The 318-nt window shown below is 50.9% G+C and carries 1 protein-coding gene; it reads left to right on the top strand.

Annotated elements, in window-relative coordinates; genetic code table 11:
- The coding region (locus tag E0D98_RS26300) for a TA system toxin CbtA family protein (protein ID WP_131891605.1) at positions 1-264 on the top strand (264 nt) is incomplete at its 5' end.
- Positions 265-318: the final 54 nt, after the last annotated feature.

The following is a 318-nucleotide window of genomic DNA, read 5'->3' as shown; positions in this document are numbered from 1 at the left end:
AATGACACACCGTTTGCCGATGAACGTGTGATTGAGCAGCATATTGAAGCTGGCATTTCACTGTGCGATGCAGTGAACTTTCTTGTTGAAAAATACGCACTGGTGCGTACCGACCAGCCGGAATTCAATGCCTGTACCCGTTCTCAGTTAATAAACAGCATCGATATCCTCCGGGCTCGCAGGGCGACCGGCCTGATGACCCGCGACAATTACAGAACGGTAAATAACATTACCCAGGGGAAGCATCCGGAGGCGAAACAATGAAACTGACTCTGACGCTGGAAGCAGACAGCGTTAACGTGCAGGCGCTGAACATGG

It is taken from the genome of Escherichia sp. KCJ4928 (assembly GCF_004352695.1).
Taxonomy (GTDB): domain Bacteria; phylum Pseudomonadota; class Gammaproteobacteria; order Enterobacterales; family Enterobacteriaceae; genus ECMA0423.
The sequence above is the reverse complement of the archived record's forward strand: the minus strand, read 5'-3'. Positions and strand labels throughout refer to the sequence as shown.